Origin of the sequence: Pseudomonas sp. NY15354 (assembly GCF_048068075.1) — a bacterium.
GTDB classification, from domain to species: domain Bacteria; phylum Pseudomonadota; class Gammaproteobacteria; order Pseudomonadales; family Pseudomonadaceae; genus Aquipseudomonas; species Aquipseudomonas guariconensis_C.
The window spans coordinates 297714-314951 of record NZ_JBLUPV010000002.1 but is presented as its reverse complement, the minus strand read 5'-3'; the positions used below and the strand labels follow the sequence as shown (position 1 = coordinate 314951).

The following is a 17238-nucleotide window of genomic DNA, read 5'->3' as shown; positions in this document are numbered from 1 at the left end:
AAAACGCTGGGCATTATAAGCATTTTTCGCTTTGCCGGGGCGACCGGCCGGCCTGGACGGTCGGCTCCTGTAGGGCGGCACTGTGACGATCTTTCAGGGAAGAACCATGCTTGGACGTTTCGGCAGGGATGCCGGTTCACTGCTGGGGGTGGAAATCGCCTCCGGTTCCGTTCGACTCCTTCAATTGCAGCGGCGCCAGGGGCGTCACGCGGTCTCGGCCTGGGCTGTGGAGCCTTTCGAGGCGCCAGCAGGCCATTGGTCGGCACATCCTGCCGTGGTGGCCAAGGCCTTGCAGCGGGCCTGGCAGCGTAGCGGCTGTCGCCAGCGCCAGGCGGCCGTAGCGCTCCCGGGCTCTGAGGTGATCTGCAAAGTGCACCGGCTGCCGGCGGGGTTGTGCGACAGCGAGATGGAGGCGCAGTTGCTGGCTGAGGCCGAGCGCCTGTTTCCGTTTCCATTGCAGGACCTCGCGCTGGACTTTCAGTTGCTCGAGGCGGTCCCTGGTCAGGCCGATGAGGTGAGCGTGCTGGTGGGCGCGTGTCGCCAGCGCCTGTTGGAGCCGCTGGAGCAGGTGTTCGACCGCGCCGGCTTGCAGGTTATGACGGTCGAGGTCGACAGCCTGGCTTTGGCCCGCACTCTTGCGCCCGATCGACTTGGCGCCGTGGCGGTGCTGCAGATCGAGGCCGCCTGCGCCACTGTGCATACCTGGCCAGCGCCTTTCATGCCCCAGCGCTTGGAGCTGCGCTTTGTGCCAGAGCAGAGCCAGGCGCAGCGCCTCGAGCGCATCGGTCATTGGCTGCGCAGCGCGCTGCCGGGGACATCGATCGAGTGCATGCGGGTCGTGTTGAGTGATGGGATGGGTGATGGCTGGATGGAGGGGCTGGCGCAGCAATTGATGATGCCCTGTGAATCACTCTGGCCTTTCGCCGGACTGGAGGTAGCTGGCCTGGCCTCGGGCGACGTGCTGTCGAGCATGGCGTTGGCGTATGGGCTGGCACTGGGAGGGCTCCAGTGATGCTACAACTGAACCTGCTTCCCTGGCGCGAACGGCAGCGCCTCGCGGCTGTTCGACGCTTCAAGCTGGGGGTGCTCGCCAGTGTCCTGTTCGCCTTCTGCGGTGTGATGTTGCTGGATCATCTGGCCCGTCAGCGCCTGCAGAACCAGGCCTTCGCCATCGCGCAAAGCCAGGGCGCGTTGCAAGAGCGGCAGGCGGAGCTGGCGCGTATCGAGGGGTTGCGCGAGCAGCGCGAGGCGATACAGGCGCAATCTTCGGCCCTGGCCCGCTTGAGGGCTGATCAGGGGCTGCCCTTGGAGGTGTTCGCTGAGTTCGAGCGGGCCTTGCCCGAGGGGTTGAACCTGAGCGAGCTGAGCCTGCAGGACAATCGCTTGGAAGTGCTCGGGCTGGCCGCGTCCCCCGCCGTCCTGGCGCAGCTCATGCGCGAACTCGAGCGCTCTGCCGTACTGCAGGGGCTGGAGCTGAAACGGCTTCGCAATCTGCCGGCAGGGGAGGAGTTCCTGTTGGTGGCCAATGTGTCGGTCACGTGGTCATGACGTGGCCCGAGGTGATCGACTGGCGGGAGTGGGGCGTTCGCTCACGGGGTTTTATCGCGCTGATCCTGGTCGGGGTGATCGCGCTGGTGCTGCTTGTCGGGTGGTTCGGGCTGCTTGAGGATCGATTTCGCGTCTATCGGGCGGGCAAGGCCCAGGAGCAATCATTGAGTCAGGCGCTATTGGACCACGCGCAGTCGCTCAGCCTGCACGAGCCTGCCAGGCAGGCGCTGGACGATGCCATGCAGCAGTTGCGCGATGCGCGTTGGCGCCTGGCTGCGGGTGTGAACATGAGTGATCTGCTCGACGAGTTGACCAGCTCAGGCCATGCCCACGGGTTGGTGTTCGAGCAGTTCGATGTGGAGCCCGCGCGGGCCGAGACCGGCTATCAGGTGGTGCCGCTGCGGGTTCAGGTCCTGGGACGCTATGGCGCTCTGCGGTTATGGCTGGAGGAGTGGTTCGGCCAGGTTCGCCTCCTGCGGGCGACGAGCCTGCGGCTTGTTGGCTTGCCTGAGCGGCCAGGTCTGTTGCGCTTGCAGGTCCAGGTCGCCTCGTATCACCCGGGTGAGGATCTGGCGCCGCCGGCTTCGCTTGCCCATGACCCGGCACGTCCGGCGGCGCTTGCACCGAGTGTTGACCTGTTCGCCGCCTGGTCGGCGAACGCGGCCGTCACAGGCTTGGCTGGCGTTCCCCTCGGGCAGTTGGAGATGGTCGGTAGTCTCTCGCAGGCAGGGCGTCATCAGGCTCTGCTGTGGTCGGCAGGGCACTTGTATCGGGTAAGCCCAGGGGATCGCCTGGGGCGCAATGAAGGCGTCGTGGTACGGGTCGAGCGGCACCAGCTCGAGGTGCGCGAGCGGGTGTTCGTCGCGGGGACGTGGCACGAGCGGTCGGCCTATCTAGTCATGAGAAAGCGGGTGAACAACGAGGTCATGGATGACGCTGAACAATCTGAAGATCGGCCTGGTGACGGTGATGCTGTCGAGCCAGGCCGCGACAGCGATGCCCTATCGGGGCGAGCCGCTGTCCCTGAACTTCCAGGACATCGAAGTGCGAGCCGCACTGCAGGTGCTGGCCGATCATGCAGGCATCAACCTGGTGGCCAGCGACACGGTACAAGGCAGCCTTACCTTGCGCCTGGAGGACGTGCCCTGGGACCAGGCCTTGGACCTGGTATTGCGCAGCAAAGGGCTGGCCCGGCGCGAGGAGGGCAACGTGCTTGTGGTCGCGCCGGTAGCGGAGCTGGCGGAGCAGTTTCGCGAAGCGCGTTCTGGCCAGGCGCTGGATGCGCAATTACAACCCATGCGGCGTGAGCTGCTGCCGATCCATCACGCCAAGGCGGCGGACATGGCCGAGTTGCTGTTGGCCGCGCTCGCCGACGAGGGCATTCTCACCGGGCGCGGTAGCCTGAGTGTCGACCCGCGCACCAATACCTTGGTGGCGTACCAGCCGGCTGATCGCCTTGCCGAGTTGCGGCGGCTGGTGGGGCAACTGGACGTGCCGGTACGCCAGGTGTTGATCGAGGCGAGGATCGTCGAGGCCAACGTCGACTACGAAAAAAGCCTGGGCGTGCGCTGGGGTTCGCCGCTGCAGGGCGATACCGCCCGTCTGGGCGAGGACCTGTTCGTCGACCTGGGCGTGGAGCGGGCGACGTCCGGCATCGGGCTCGGCGTGCTGCGTGGTGGGACGCTGCTGGACCTGGAACTCAGTGCCATGGAAAAGAGCGGCAATGGCGAGATCATCTCTCAGCCCAAGGTGGTCACGGCTGACAAGGAGACCGCGCGGATCATCAAGGGAACCGAAGTGCCTTACCAGGAAACCAGCAAAAGTGGCGCGACCTCCATCTCGTTTCGTGAGGCGTCGCTGTCGCTCGAGGTGACGCCGCAGATCACGCCCGATGGCAAGGTCGTGATGGCTGTGAGGGTGACCAAGGACGAGCCTGATTACGTCAATGCACTGAACAACGTCCCGCCCATCCGCAAGAACGAGGTCAATGCCAAGGTGCGGGTGGCGGACGGTGAGACGATCGTCATCGGTGGCGTCTACTCGACCACGCAAAACAATGTGGTCGACAAGGTGCCATTTTTAGGCGATCTGCCGTATGTTGGCAGGCTGTTTCGACGCGATGTATTACAAGAGAAAAAATCCGAGCTGCTGGTCTTCCTGACTCCGCGTATCATGAGTGACCAGGCGATTGCTGTGAGTCGTTGATTCTGTGCGAAATTTGATACTTGTGGGACCCATGGGCGCTGGTAAAAGCACCATCGGACGCCTATTGGCCAAAGAGCTGCGCCTGCTGTTCAAGGATTCCGACAAGGAAATCGAGCTGCGAACCGGCGCCAACATCCCGTGGATCTTCGATAAGGAAGGCGAGCCGGGTTTTCGTGACCGTGAGCAGGCCATGATCGCCGAGCTCAGCGTCCTCGATGGCGTGGTCCTGGCGACCGGCGGCGGCGCGGTGATGCGCGAAGCCAATCGCAGGGCGCTGCGCGAGGGCGGGCGAGTGATCTACCTGCACGCCTCGGTGGAGCAGCAGGTCGGGCGCACCGCGCGCGACCGCAATCGCCCACTGCTGCGCACCGCCAACCCGGAAGCGACCCTGCGCGCCCTGCTGGAAGCCCGCGACCCGCTCTACCGTGAGATCGCAGACCTGGTGGTGGAAACCGACGAACGGCCGCCGCGCATGGTGGTGCTCGACATCCTCGAGCGCTTGCAGAAGTTGCCGCCCCGGTAAGCCGGGACTATTCTCGGCGACCAACGCCGAGGCGGGTTGAACGTTACCGCGCGGGGTCGCCTGGACGATGCCGCGCCCTAGCACATTGTGGGGATACATGCAGACATTAAAGGTCGACCTGGGCGAACGCAGCTACCCGATCTACATTGGCGAAGGCCTGTTGGACCAGCCTGAACTGCTGGCGCCGCACATTGCCGGGCGGCAGGTCGCCATCGTCTCGAACGAAACCGTCGCGCCCCTGTATCTCGAACGTCTGAGTCGCACCCTCGGTGCCTACTCGGTGTTGCCTGTGGTGTTGCCCGATGGCGAGGCCCACAAGAACTGGGAAACCCTGCAACTGATCTTCGATGCGCTGCTCACCGCCCGGCACGACCGCCGGACCACCGTGGTGGCCCTGGGCGGTGGCGTCATCGGCGACATGGCCGGTTTCGCCGCAGCCTGCTATCAGCGCGGCGTCGACTTCATTCAGGTGCCGACCACCTTGTTGTCCCAGGTCGACTCATCGGTGGGCGGCAAGACCGGTATCAATCACCCCTTGGGCAAGAACATGGTCGGTGCGTTCTATCAGCCCAACGCCGTGCTGATCGACACCGCCAGCCTCAAGACCCTGCCTGCACGCGAGCTGTCGGCGGGCCTGGCCGAGGTCATCAAGTACGGCCTGATCTGCGACGAGCCGTTCCTGACCTGGCTCGAAGCCCACATCCATGCCCTGCGCGAACTGGAGCCCGTCGAGCTCACCGAAGCCATCCGCCGCTCCTGCGCGGCCAAAGCCGCGGTGGTCGGGGCCGATGAGCGCGAATCCGGCGTGCGGGCCACCCTGAACCTCGGTCATACCTTCGGCCATGCCATCGAGACCCACATGGGTTATGGCGTCTGGCTGCATGGCGAGGCCGTGGCAGCCGGAACCGTCATGGCGCTGGAAATGTCCATGCGCCTGGGCTGGATCGACCAGCCTGCGCGAGATCGCGGCATCCGTCTGCTGCAGGCGGCCGGTTTGCCGGTGGTGCCTCCTCAGGAGATGACCCCTGAGCATTTCATGGAACACATGGCGGTCGACAAGAAGGTCCTCGACGGTCGCTTGCGCCTGGTGCTGCTGCGCCAGATGGGCGAGGCCGTAGTGACCGACGACTATCCGAAAGAGATTCTTCAGGCCACGTTGGCAGCGGATTACCGCGCAATCGTGGCCCAGCTTTGAGGTTGTGACAGCGCAATGACCAGTTTGCATGCCGATGAGGCGTTTCTCGACCACTACCAGTTGAGCCACGATCCGTTCGCGCCACGCGTGCCCGGTTTCAAGTTCTTTCCCGCCCAGCGCAAACCGGTGCTGGGCCAACTGCATCATCTGGCGCGCTACAGCCAGCTGATGCTGGTGGTCACAGGCCCTGTGGGCAGCGGCAAGACCCTGCTGCGCCAGGCCTTGGTGGCCAGTACCAACAAGCAGTCGGTGCAGAGCGTGGTGGTTTCCGCCCGCGGTGCGGGCGATGCCGCCAGCGTGCTGGCCCAAGTGGCCCAGTCGCTGAATGTGGCCAATGCCGAAGTGCAGACCATCCTCGCCCAGGTCGTGCAGCTGGCGCTGACCGGGCAGGAAGTCTATTTGCTGGTCGACGATGCGGAACAACTCGACGAGTCGGCACTCCAAGCGTTGCTGGAGCTGGCGGCAGGTGTGCCTGAGGGGCGTCCTCACGTGTTCCTGTTCGGCGAGCCGTCACTGATCGCCGCACTGGAAGGGCTCGATGCCGACGGGGAGCGATTCCATGTCATCGAGCTTGCGCCTTACAGCGAGGAAGAGACCCGCGAGTACCTGGAGCAGCGCCTGGATGGCGCCGGCCGGGGCATCGAGGTGTTCACCCGTGAACAGATCGTCGACATCCATGAAAACTCCGACGGCTGGCCTGGGAACATCAACCAGGTCGCCCGCGATACCTTGATCGAAGCCATGATCGCCAGCCGCAGTACGGTGAAGCGACCATCCATGGGGTTCAATATGCCTAAGAAACATGTGCTCGCGCTGTCCGCTGTCGTCGTGGTCGCGGTTGCCGCGGCGGTCCTGATGCCCAAGAAGGGCGGTGACAAGCCTGCCGAAGCGCCTGCCGCCCAGGCCCAACTGCCCTTGGGTGAAGGCCAGCCAGCCAACGCCCAGTCCAACAATGGTGGCCCGGCCATAGAGTTCTCCGGCTCCTCGCAGCCCATGCCGCTGCCGCTGGTTGGCCAGTCGCAGCCGGTGATGCGCGAACCCCTGGCCCAGGCGGCCGGCATGGGTGATGGCGAAGAAGGCGGCCCGGCTGGCAACACTGCGCTGCAGCCGGCCAACCCACCGACCGTGACCACCATCGCGCCGCCGCAAGGTGCCACTGCTGGCCCGGCCCCAACGCCAGCGCAGCCCATTAATACCGCGCCGACCCAGAGCGTCGCCACCGCCCCAGCACAGCCAGTAGCGCCGACGCCTAAACCTGTCGCAACCCAGGCGGCCAAGCCGGTTGCGCCTGCCAAGCCGGCGCCGGCGCCAACCCAGGTCGCCACTGCCAAGCCGGCAGCCAAGCCTGCCGCTGGCGGTGCGGGCAACAGCGGTTGGTACAGCGGCCAGAAACCGGGCAACTACGTGGTACAGATCTTCGGCACCAGCTCCGAGGCCTCGGCCCAGTCCTTCGTCAAGGCCCAGGGTGGCGACTATCGCTACTTCAAGAAGACCCTGCAGGGTAAACCCCTGTACGTGGTGACCTACGGTAACTTCGCCAGCCGCGATGCAGCGGTTGCGGCAATCAAGAACTTGCCAGCCAAGGTCCAGGCTGGTAAACCTTGGCCACGTACCGTCGGCAGCGTCCAACAAGAGCTGGCCACGGCCCGCTGATACCTTCCGGGCGGCATCACCCCGCTGCCCAGTTGCCTGAGTTTCGATAAGCCTGCTGCGCCTGAGCGCGGCAGGCTTTTCTGTCCCGGACTGCCGGCCACAAGCCCTCTCTTGCAGTCATGGCTGAAACGCTTCAGACTCGAGCCAAGCCGTTACCACGGCGCATGGCGCAAAAACATTCAAAAATGCGACATAAGTTTTCAGTGATGCGTCATGAAAATTTGTGGGCGTTGCTGTCCCTGTGCAACAATGGTTTCCCATTGCCCACCGCAAAAAGCTGGCATTCGATCGGCGTGGATGGTAAGTGGTTGTACTAAAAAGAGATTTGCCTTGGTTGAGAGGCGAACCTGGTGAGAAAGTGTCTATGAAAACAGGTCTGTACCATCCCGAAGAATTCAAGGACAACTGTGGTTTCGGCCTGATCGCCCATATGACGGGCGAGCCGAGCCACCATCTTCTGCAAACCGCCATGCAGGCCTTGACCTGCATGACCCACCGCGGCGGGATCAACGCCGACGGCAAGACCGGCGACGGTTGCGGCCTGCTCATGCAGAAGCCCGATCAATTCCTGCGTGCCGTGGCCCAGGAACACTTTGGCGTCGAGCTGCCCAAGCAGTACGCCGTCGGCATGGTGTTCTTCAATCAGGACCCGGTGAAGGCCGAAGCGGCCCGCGCCAACATGGATCGCGAGATCGTCAATGCCGGCCTGAAGCTGGTCGGCTGGCGCAAGGTCCCGATCGACACCAGCGTCCTTGGCCGTCTGGCCTTGGAGCGCCTGCCACAGATCGAGCAGGTGTTCATCGGTGGTGAAGGCCTGAGCGACCAGGAATTCGCGATCAAGCTGTTCAGTGCCCGTCGCCGTTCGTCCGTGGCCAACGCCCACGACGCCGACCACTACATCTGCAGCTTCTCGCACAAGACCATCATCTACAAAGGCCTGATGATGCCGGCGGATCTTTCCGCCTTCTATCCAGACCTGGGTGATGAGCGCCTGAAAACCGCGATCTGCGTGTTCCACCAGCGCTTCTCCACCAATACCCTGCCGAAGTGGCCGCTGGCGCAGCCCTTCCGCTTCCTCGCCCACAACGGCGAGATCAACACCATCACTGGCAACCGCAACTGGGCCATCGCCCGTCGCACCAAGTTCGCCAACGACCTGATCCCCGATCTCGAAGAGCTCGGCCCGCTGGTCAACCGTGTGGGCTCCGACTCCTCGAGCATGGACAACATGCTCGAGCTGATGGTCACCGGCGGCATCGACCTCTTCCGCGGTGTGCGCATGCTGGTGCCGCCGGCCTGGCAGAACGTCGAGACCATGGACGCCGATCTGCGCGCGTTCTACGAGTACAACTCCATGCACATGGAGCCGTGGGACGGCCCGGCCGGTATCGTCATGACCGAAGGTCGCCACGCGGTCTGCCTGCTCGACCGCAACGGCCTGCGTCCGGCGCGCTGGGTGACCACCAAGAACGGCTACATCACCCTGGCATCGGAAATCGGCGTCTGGGACTACAAGCCCGAGGACGTGCTGGCCAAGGGGCGCGTAGGCCCAGGCCAGATCTTCGCCGTGGACACCGAGACCGGCCAGATCCTCGACACCGACGCCATCGACAACCGTCTCAAGTCGCGCCACCCCTACAAGCGCTGGCTGCGTCAGCACGCCCTGCGCATCCAGGCGACCCTGACCGACGACCAAGGCGTGGCCAGCTACGACGCTGACCAGCTCAAGCAATACATGAAGATGTTCCAGGTCACCTTCGAGGAGCGTGACCAGGTGCTGCGTCCGCTCGGTGAGCAGGGCCAGGAAGCGGTCGGCTCGATGGGTGACGACACGCCGATGGCGGTGCTGTCCCAGCGCGTGCGTTCGCCGTACGACTTCTTCCGCCAGCAGTTCGCCCAGGTGACCAACCCGCCGATCGACCCGCTGCGCGAAGCGATCGTCATGTCCCTGGAAATCTGCCTGGGTGCCGAGCGCAACATCTTCCAGGAGTCCCCCGAGCACGCTTCGCGGGTGATCCTCAGCTCCCCGGTCATCTCGCCCGCCAAGTGGCGTTCGCTGATGAACCTGGAGCGCGAAGGCTTCGACCGCCAACTGATCGACCTCAACTATGAAGAGAGCGTCGGCCTGGAAGCGGCCATCCGCAATATCGCCGACCAGGCCGAGGAAGCGGTGCGCAGCGGCAAGACCCAGCTGGTGCTGAGCGATCGCTACATCGCCCCGGGCAAGCTGCCGGTGCATGCCTCCCTGGCCGTCGGCGCGGTACACCACCGCCTGACCGAACAGGGCCTGCGCTGCGACAGCAACATCCTGGTGGAAACCGCCACCGCCCGCGACCCGCACCACTTCGCCGTGCTGCTGGGCTTCGGTGCCTCGGCTGTCTACCCATACCTGTCCTACGAAGTGCTGGCCGACCTGATTCGTACCGGCGAGGTGCTGGGCGACCTGGACGAAGTGTTCAAGTACTACCGCAAAGGCATCTCCAAGGGCCTGCTGAAGATCCTGTCTAAGATGGGCATCTCCACCATCGCCTCCTACCGCGGTGCCCAGCTGTTCGAAGCCGTGGGCCTGGCCGAGGAAGTGGTCGGTCTGAGCTTCAAGGGCGTGGCCAGCCGCATCAAGGGCGCGCGCTTCGTGGACCTTGAGAACGACCAGAAGCTGCTGGCAGCCGAAGCCTGGAGCGCGCGCAAGCCGATCCAGCAAGGTGGCCTGCTCAAGTTCGTCCACGGCGGCGAGTACCACGCCTACAACCCGGATGTGGTCAACACCCTGCAGGCGGCGGTGCAAAAAGGCGACTACGCCAAGTTCAAGGAGTACACCACGCTGGTCGACCAGCGTCCGGTGTCGATGATCCGCGACCTGCTCAAGGTCAAACTGGCCGACCAGCCGTTGGCGCTGGAGCAGATCGAGCCGCTGGAGGACATCCTCAAGCGCTTCGACTCCGCGGGTATCTCCCTCGGCGCCCTGTCGCCGGAAGCCCACGAGGCCCTGGCCGAGGCGATGAACCGCCTGGGCGCGCGCTCCAACTCCGGCGAGGGCGGCGAAGACCCGGCCCGCTACGGCACCATCAAGAGCTCGAAGATCAAGCAGGTGGCCACCGGCCGCTTCGGCGTCACCCCGGAATACCTGGTCAACGCCGAAGTGCTGCAGATCAAAGTCGCCCAGGGCGCCAAGCCCGGTGAGGGCGGCCAGCTGCCGGGCGGCAAGGTCAACGGCTTGATCGCGCGCCTGCGTTATGCAGTGCCGGGCGTGACCCTGATTTCGCCGCCGCCGCACCATGACATCTATTCGATCGAAGACTTGGCCCAGCTGATCTACGACCTCAAGCAGGTCAACCCGCAGGCGCTGGTATCGGTCAAGCTGGTGGCCGAAGCCGGCGTGGGCACCATCGCTGCTGGCGTGGCCAAGGCCTATGCGGACCTGATCACCATCTCCGGCTACGACGGTGGCACCGGCGCCTCGCCGCTGACCTCCATCAAGTACGCGGGCGCACCGTGGGAGCTGGGCCTGGCCGAAACCCACCAGACCCTGCGCGGCAACGACCTGCGTGGCAAGGTGCGGGTGCAGACCGACGGCGGCCTGAAGACCGGCCTGGACGTGATCAAGGCCGCTATCCTCGGCGCCGAGAGTTTCGGCTTCGGCACCGCGCCGATGATCGCCCTGGGTTGCAAGTATCTGCGTATCTGCCACCTGAACAACTGCGCCACCGGCGTTGCCACCCAGAACGACAAGCTGCGCAAGGACCATTACATCGGTACCGTCGACATGGTGGTGAACTTCTTCACCTTCGTCGCCGAGGAAACCCGTGAGTGGCTGGCCAAACTGGGCGTGCGCAGCCTGGGCGAACTGATCGGCCGTACCGATCTGCTCGACATCCTGCCAGGCGACACCGAGCGCCAGCAGTACTTGGACCTGTCACCGCTGCTGGGTAGCTCGCACATCCCGGCCGACAAGCCGCAGTTCTGCGAAGTCGACAAGAACCCGCCGTTCGACAAGGGCGAGCTGGCCGAGAAGATGGTCGAGATGGCCCTGCCAGCGATCCGTGATCTGTCTGGTGGCGAGTTCAGCCTGGACATCTGCAACTGCGACCGTTCCATCGGCGCGCGCATCTCCGGCGAGATCGCCCGCTTGCACGGCAACCAGGGCATGGCCGGTGCGCCGATCACCTTCCGCTTCAAGGGCACTGCGGGCCAGAGCTTCGGCGTGTGGAACGCCGGTGGCTTGAACCTGCACCTGGAAGGTGACGCCAACGACTACGTGGGCAAGGGCATGACCGGTGGCAAGCTGACCATCGTGCCGCCTGCCGGCAGCCCGTTCGAAACCCAGCACAGCGCCATCGTTGGCAACACCTGCCTGTACGGCGCCACTGGCGGCAAGTTGTTCGCCGCCGGCACTGCGGGCGAGCGCTTCGCTGTGCGTAACTCCGGCGCCCACGCTGTGGTCGAGGGTACCGGCGATCACTGCTGTGAATACATGACCGGCGGCTTTGTCTGCGTCCTGGGCAAGACCGGTTACAACTTCGGTTCTGGCATGACTGGCGGCTTCGCCTATGTGCTCGATATGGACAACACTTTCGTCGACAAACTCAACCACGAGCTGGTGGAAATCCAGCGCATCAGTGGCGAGGCGATGGAGGCTTATCGCAGCCACCTGGCGCGGGTCCTTGGCGAGTACGTGGAAGAGACCGGCAGCGAGTGGGGGCGCGAGCTCTCGGAGAACCTGGACGACTACGTGCGTCGCTTCTGGTTGGTCAAGCCCAAGGCTGCCAACCTCAAGCAACTGCTGTCCAGCACCCGTGCCAACCCGCAGTAAAAGCAGCTGCAAGTGGCGAGCCTCGAGTCGCAACGTGAAGCGGTTCGAGGTTTGCCCGGCTTAAGTGATCGTCTTGCGGCTTGCAGCTCGTAGCTTGCAGCTGCTGTTAAGAGGTTTTGAAAAATGGCTGAACGTCTGAACAATGACTTCCAGTTCATCGAAGTGGGCCGCAAGGACCCGAAGAAGAAGCTGCTGCGCCAGCGCAAGAAGGAGTTCGTCGAAATCTACGAACCCTTCAAGCCCCAGCAGTCGGTGGAACAGGCACACCGCTGCCTGGGTTGCGGCAACCCGTATTGCGAGTGGAAGTGCCCGGTGCACAACTTCATCCCCAACTGGCTGAAGCTGGTCTCCGAAGGCAATATTCTGGCGGCGGCAGAACTGTCGCACCAAACCAACACCCTGCCGGAAGTGTGCGGCCGTGTGTGCCCGCAGGATCGCCTGTGCGAGGGTGCCTGCACCCTCAACGACGGTTTTGGCGCGGTGACCATCGGCTCGGTGGAGAAGTACATCACCGACACCGCCTTCGCCATGGGCTGGCGCCCGGACATGTCCAAGGTCAAGCCGACTGGCAAGCGTGTCGCGGTCATCGGTGCAGGCCCCGCGGGCCTGGGCTGCGCCGATGTGCTGGTGCGCGCGGGCGTGACGCCGGTGGTATTCGATCGCAACCCTGAAATCGGTGGCCTGCTGACCTTCGGCATCCCCGAGTTCAAGCTGGAAAAGACCGTGCTGAGCAATCGCCGCGAAGTCTTCACCGGCATGGGCATCGAGTTCCGCCTGAACACCGAGGTGGGCAAGGACATCACCATGGAACAGCTGCTCGCCGAGTACGATGCAGTGTTCATGGGCATGGGCACCTACACCTACATGAAGGGCGGTTTCCCAGGCGAGGACCTGCCGGGCGTACACGATGCGCTGGACTTCCTGATCGCCAACGTCAACCGCAACCTGGGCTTCGAGAAGTCGCCGGAAGACTTCGTCGACATGCAAGGCAAGAAGGTGGTGGTGCTCGGCGGTGGCGACACCGCGATGGACTGCAACCGTACCTCGATCCGCCACGGCGCCAAATCGGTGACCTGCGCCTATCGCCGCGACGAGGCCAACATGCCGGGTTCGCGCCGCGAGGTGAAGAACGCCAAGGAAGAGGGCGTGAAGTTCCTCTACAATCGCCAGCCCATCGCCATCGTCGGCGAGGACAAGGTCGAAGGCGTGAAGGTGGTCGAGACCCGTCTCGGCGAGCCGGATGCCCGTGGCCGTCGCAGCCCCGAGCCGATTCCAGGCTCCGAGGAGATCCTGCCGGCCGATGCCGTGGTGATCGCTTTCGGCTTCCGTCCGAGCCCGGCGCCTTGGTTCGAGCAGTTCGACATCCAGACCGACAGCCAGGGGCGTGTTGTGGCACCGGAGAAGGCCAAGTTCAAGCACCAGACCAGCAACCCGAAGGTGTTCGCCGGTGGCGACATGGTGCGCGGTTCGGACCTGGTGGTGACGGCGATCTTCGAAGGCCGTACCGCCGCTGAAGGCATCTTGGACTACCTGGAAGTCTGATCCTTTATCGGGATCGTTTGCGACTCCTCGCGGCACAAGGCCGCTCCTACAGGGCATACGTCATCCCTTGTAGGAGCGGCCTTGTGCCGCGAGGGGCTGTAAAGCAGCGCCAAAGGCATTTTTGTATACAAAAATGCTTGATCTGCGGCACTCAATAGACAAAACGCATGGCCTTGGCCGTGCCTTTTGTGTCGGCGTCTGAGAAAATGCCCGCACTTTTTTGCTGGATGCCGACATGACTGCCCTGAAGAACGATCGTTTCCTGCGTGCACTGCTCAAGCAACCCGTAGACGTCACCCCGGTCTGGATGATGCGCCAAGCCGGTCGCTACCTCCCGGAGTACCGCGCCAGCCGCGCCAAGGCCGGTGACTTCATGAGCCTGTGCATGAACCCGCAGTTCGCCTGCGAGGTCACCTTGCAGCCGCTGGACCGCTACCCGCTGGACGCTGCGATCCTCTTCTCGGACATCCTCACCATCCCCGATGCCATGGGCCAAGGCCTGTACTTCGAAACCGGCGAAGGCCCACGCTTCAAGAAGGTCATCAGCACCCCGGCCGACATCGAAGCGTTGCCGATCCCCGATCCGCACAAAGACCTTGGCTACGTGATGGATGCCGTCAGCACCATCCGCCGCGAGCTCAACGGCCGCGTGCCGCTGATCGGCTTCTCCGGCAGCCCGTGGACCCTGGCGACCTACATGGTCGAAGGCGGCTCGTCCAAGGACTTCCGCAAGACCAAGGCCATGCTCTATGACAATCCGCAGGTCCTGCACCTGCTGCTGGACAAGCTCGCCCAGTCGGTCACCAGCTACCTCAACGGCCAGATCCAGGCCGGTGCCCAGGCTGTGCAGATCTTCGACACCTGGGGTGGGAATCTGTCGGCGGCCGCCTACCAGGAGTTCTCCCTGGCCTACATGCGCAAGATCGTCAGTGGCCTGATCCGCGAGCACGAAGGGCGCAAGGTGCCAGTGATCCTGTTCACCAAGAACGGCGGCCTGTGGCTCGAAAGCATCGCCGACGCTGGCGCCGACGCCCTGGGCCTGGACTGGACCTGCGAGATCGGCGATGCCCGTCGTCGGGTCGGCGACAAGGTCGCCCTGCAGGGCAACATGGACCCGACCGTGCTGTACGCCAAGCCCGAGGCCATCCGCAAGGAAGTCGCGCGGATTCTCGCAAGCTATGGCCATGGCAGCGGCCATGTCTTCAACCTGGGCCACGGCATCACGCCGGAAGTCGACCCGGAACACGCCGGCGCGTTCATCAACGCTGTGCACGAGCTGTCGGCGCAATACCACGCTTGAGTTAGAGAAACGCCGCTGCATCGGCTGATGCAGATGCGCGATGGGCTGCCTTGCAGCCCATCGTGAGGCCGACCACCTCCAGGCCAGGGCGAATTGGCGCTAGAGCGAACCTGAGCGGTATCAGGCAGGCGTCTTGGACGGCAACCGGCTCAAATGCAGGGCCACCAGCAACGCCACGGCCAGCAGGCTGCCGATGAACAGGCCGATGCCATTCCAACCGGCCTGATGCCAGAACACGCCACCGGCCGTGCCCGCGATGCTCGAGCCTGCGTAGTAGCTGAACAGATACATCGACGAAGCCTGCCCCTTGGCTTTGAGTGCCCGGCGGCCAATCCAGCTGCTGGCCACCGAATGGGCGCCGAAGAAGCCGAAGGTGAACACCAGCATGCCCAGGATCACCATCGCCAGCGGGCTGGTCAGGGTCATCAGCAGCCCGGCGGCCATCACCACGATACTCGCCCAGAACACCTTGCGCCGGCCCAGCCTGTCGGCCAGGGCGCCGACCTGGGCGGAGCTGTAGATCCCTGAGAGGTACACCACCGAGAGCAGGCCGACGAGTGCCTGGTTCATGTGGTAAGGCTCGGCCAGCAGGCGATAGCCGATGTAGTTGAAGAGGGTGACGAACGCGCCCATCAGCAGGAAGGCTTCGAGGAACAGCCAAGGCAGCCCGGCGTCCTTGAAGTGCATGAAGAAGCCGTCCATCAGGCTGCGCGGATTCAGCGCCTGGGGCCGGAAGTTGCGCGACTCGGGCAGCACTTTCCAGAACACCAGCGCCGCCACCAATGCCAGGCCACCGATGGTCAGCATCGCTGTGTGCCAGCTGACGAAGTCGATCAACACGCCGGTGATCAGTCGCCCGCTCATCCCGCCAATGGCATTGCCGCCGATGTACAGCCCCATGGCCAGGCCGATGTGCTGTGGGTGGATCTCTTCGCTCAGGTAGGTCATCGCCACGGCCGCCAGGCCGCTCAGCGCCAGACCGACCAGCGCACGGGTGGCGAGTACCAGCTCCCAGCTTGGCATCACTGCGCTGGCCAGAGTCGCGAGTGCCGCGCACAGCAGGGCGAAGACCATGACCGGCTTACGCCCGATGCGATCCGAGATCGGCCCGGTGATCAGCAAACCGAAGGCCAGCGTGGCAGTAGAGACCGAGAGCACCAGGCTGCTTTGCGCCGCATTGATGGAAAACTCCCGCGACAACAGCGGCATCATCGGCTGCACACAGTACAGCAGGGCGAACGTGGCGAAGCCGCCGCTGAACAAGGCCAGCACGGTCTTCATGAAGGCGGGGGTGCCTTTCTCGATCCAGATGTCGTTGAGGACGGGGTCAGGGTCAAGGGACAGCGGGGCGACGGCGGATTTCACGGCGGGGTACCTCGGGGCGCGGGGGCCGGTGTTGCGATGGAAAAAAGCATATAGCTGGCTAATGATTAGATCCAATATATTGTTCGACCTGTTTGATAGGTTTTACGACTGAATTGGAGGCTTCATGGAACTGCGCCATCTGCGGTATTTCATTGCCGTCGCCGAAGAGCTGCACTTTGGCCGCGCCGCACAGCAGTTGGGGATTTCCCAGCCGCCGTTGAGCCAGCAGATCCAGGCCCTGGAGCAGGAACTCGGCGCCCGCCTGTTCGAACGCACCAATCGTCGGGTGGAGCTGAGCGAGGCCGGGCGCTTGTTTCTGGAAGAGGCCCGTCAAGTCCTGGCCCAGGTGGAGAAGGCTGCCGACGTCGCCCGGCGGGCGCAGTTGGGCGAGCTGGGCGAAATGAAGATCGGCTTCACCTCCTCGGCGCCCTTTACCTCGAAGATCCCCAAGGCATTGCATGCCTTCCGCCAGCGATTCCCCGCAGTGCACCTGAGCCTCAGGGAAATGAGCAGCCGGGAGGTGGCCGAAGCGGTGTTCGACGAGTCCATCGAAGTCGGCCTGATGCGGCCGATGCCCTTGCCGGAAGGGTTGGTGGCCACCGAGTTGTTCTGCGAGCCGCTGGTGGCAGTGATCAACGCTTCTCACCCGCTGGCCCAAGGCAGCGAGCAGGGGCTGTACATGCAGGCCCTGGCCCATGAGCCCTTCGTGTTCTTTCCGCGCAGCTACGGCAGTGGCCTGCATGCGCAGTTGCTGAGCCTGGCGCGCCAGGCAGGATTCAGCCCACATTTTGCCCAGGAGGCCGGGGAAGCGATGACGATCATCGGCTTGGTGTCGGCGGGTTTGGGGGTGTCGGTGCTGCCAGCGTCGTTCCAGCGCATGCGCATCGACGGGGTCGTGTATCGCACGTTGCTGGACGAGGGGGCGATGACCGCGGTGTGGCTTATCCAGCGCCAGGCCGGCGGCTCGGCCATGGCCCGTGCATTTGCCGAGTTGTTGACCCAGCAGGCGCTGGACTGAGGTCAGGCACGCTTCGTGGGTAAAGCCCACACGTACAGCGTTGTTGCCGAGGGCACCGGAGAACCGGATGAGTGCGGGC

The 17238-nt window shown here is 64.1% G+C and carries 11 protein-coding genes and 1 pseudogene; 11 read left to right on the top strand and 1 reads right to left on the bottom strand.

The genetic code is table 11. The annotated features are described in order from the left end of the window. Positions 1-106: 106 nt before the first annotated feature. The 10 genes and pseudogenes from pilM (at position 107) to hemE (ending at position 14776) form a co-directional block, all read left to right on the top strand. Positions 107-1012, top strand: coding sequence for a type IV pilus biogenesis protein PilM (gene pilM, locus ACNFCH_RS03310; protein ID WP_416742228.1), 906 nt, complete (start codon positions 107-109; stop codon positions 1010-1012). Beyond that, positions 1012-1548: a PilN domain-containing protein gene (locus ACNFCH_RS03305; RefSeq protein ID WP_416742227.1), complete on the top strand. Its 537-nt coding sequence runs from the start codon at positions 1012-1014 to the stop codon at positions 1546-1548. Before pilM ends, ACNFCH_RS03305 begins: the two co-directional genes overlap by 1 nt. Beyond that, positions 1545-2387: pseudogene (locus ACNFCH_RS03300) on the top strand (pilus assembly protein PilP); the annotation flags it as partial. The gene ACNFCH_RS03305 and the pseudogene ACNFCH_RS03300, both read left to right, overlap by 4 nt. A gap of 130 nt (positions 2388-2517) precedes the next feature. Then, the gene (locus ACNFCH_RS03295; RefSeq protein ID WP_337156976.1) at positions 2518-3753 is read left to right on the top strand and encodes a type IV pilus secretin PilQ; all 1236 of its coding nucleotides are present in this window, start codon (positions 2518-2520) and stop codon (positions 3751-3753) included. A gap of 4 nt (positions 3754-3757) precedes the next feature. Beyond that, positions 3758-4276 (top strand): shikimate kinase AroK, encoded by a 519-nt coding sequence (gene aroK / locus ACNFCH_RS03290; RefSeq protein ID WP_070091952.1) that lies wholly within the window; start codon positions 3758-3760, stop codon positions 4274-4276. A 97-nt stretch (positions 4277-4373) separates the two neighbouring features. After that, on the top strand, positions 4374-5471 hold the full coding sequence (gene aroB, locus ACNFCH_RS03285; RefSeq protein WP_416742226.1) for a 3-dehydroquinate synthase: 1098 nt from the start codon (positions 4374-4376) through the stop codon (positions 5469-5471). A 15-nt stretch (positions 5472-5486) separates the two neighbouring features. Further along, positions 5487-7124, top strand: a complete 1638-nt coding sequence (locus tag ACNFCH_RS03280) for an AAA family ATPase (RefSeq protein ID WP_337156861.1) — start codon at positions 5487-5489, stop codon at positions 7122-7124. Positions 7125-7488: 364 nt separating this feature from the next. Then, on the top strand, positions 7489-11934 hold the full coding sequence (gene gltB / locus ACNFCH_RS03275) for a glutamate synthase large subunit (protein WP_337156860.1): 4446 nt from the start codon (positions 7489-7491) through the stop codon (positions 11932-11934). Positions 11935-12057: 123 nt separating this feature from the next. Then, a complete protein-coding gene (locus ACNFCH_RS03270; RefSeq protein WP_337156859.1) occupies positions 12058-13476 on the top strand; it encodes an FAD-dependent oxidoreductase in 1419 nt (472 codons plus the stop codon). Between the two features lie 235 nt (positions 13477-13711). Beyond that, positions 13712-14776 (top strand): uroporphyrinogen decarboxylase, encoded by a 1065-nt coding sequence (gene hemE, locus ACNFCH_RS03265; protein WP_416742224.1) that lies wholly within the window; start codon positions 13712-13714, stop codon positions 14774-14776. Positions 14777-14896: 120 nt separating this feature from the next. Here hemE and ACNFCH_RS03260 read toward each other — a convergent pair whose 3' ends face one another. Next, the gene (locus tag ACNFCH_RS03260) at positions 14897-16141 is read right to left on the bottom strand and encodes an MFS transporter (RefSeq protein WP_337156857.1); all 1245 of its coding nucleotides are present in this window, start codon (positions 16139-16141) and stop codon (positions 14897-14899) included. A 124-nt stretch (positions 16142-16265) separates the two neighbouring features. Between ACNFCH_RS03260 and ACNFCH_RS03255 the strand changes: the two genes are divergently transcribed. Further along, positions 16266-17159 (top strand): LysR family transcriptional regulator, encoded by an 894-nt coding sequence (locus ACNFCH_RS03255; protein ID WP_337156856.1) that lies wholly within the window; start codon positions 16266-16268, stop codon positions 17157-17159. Positions 17160-17238: the final 79 nt, after the last annotated feature.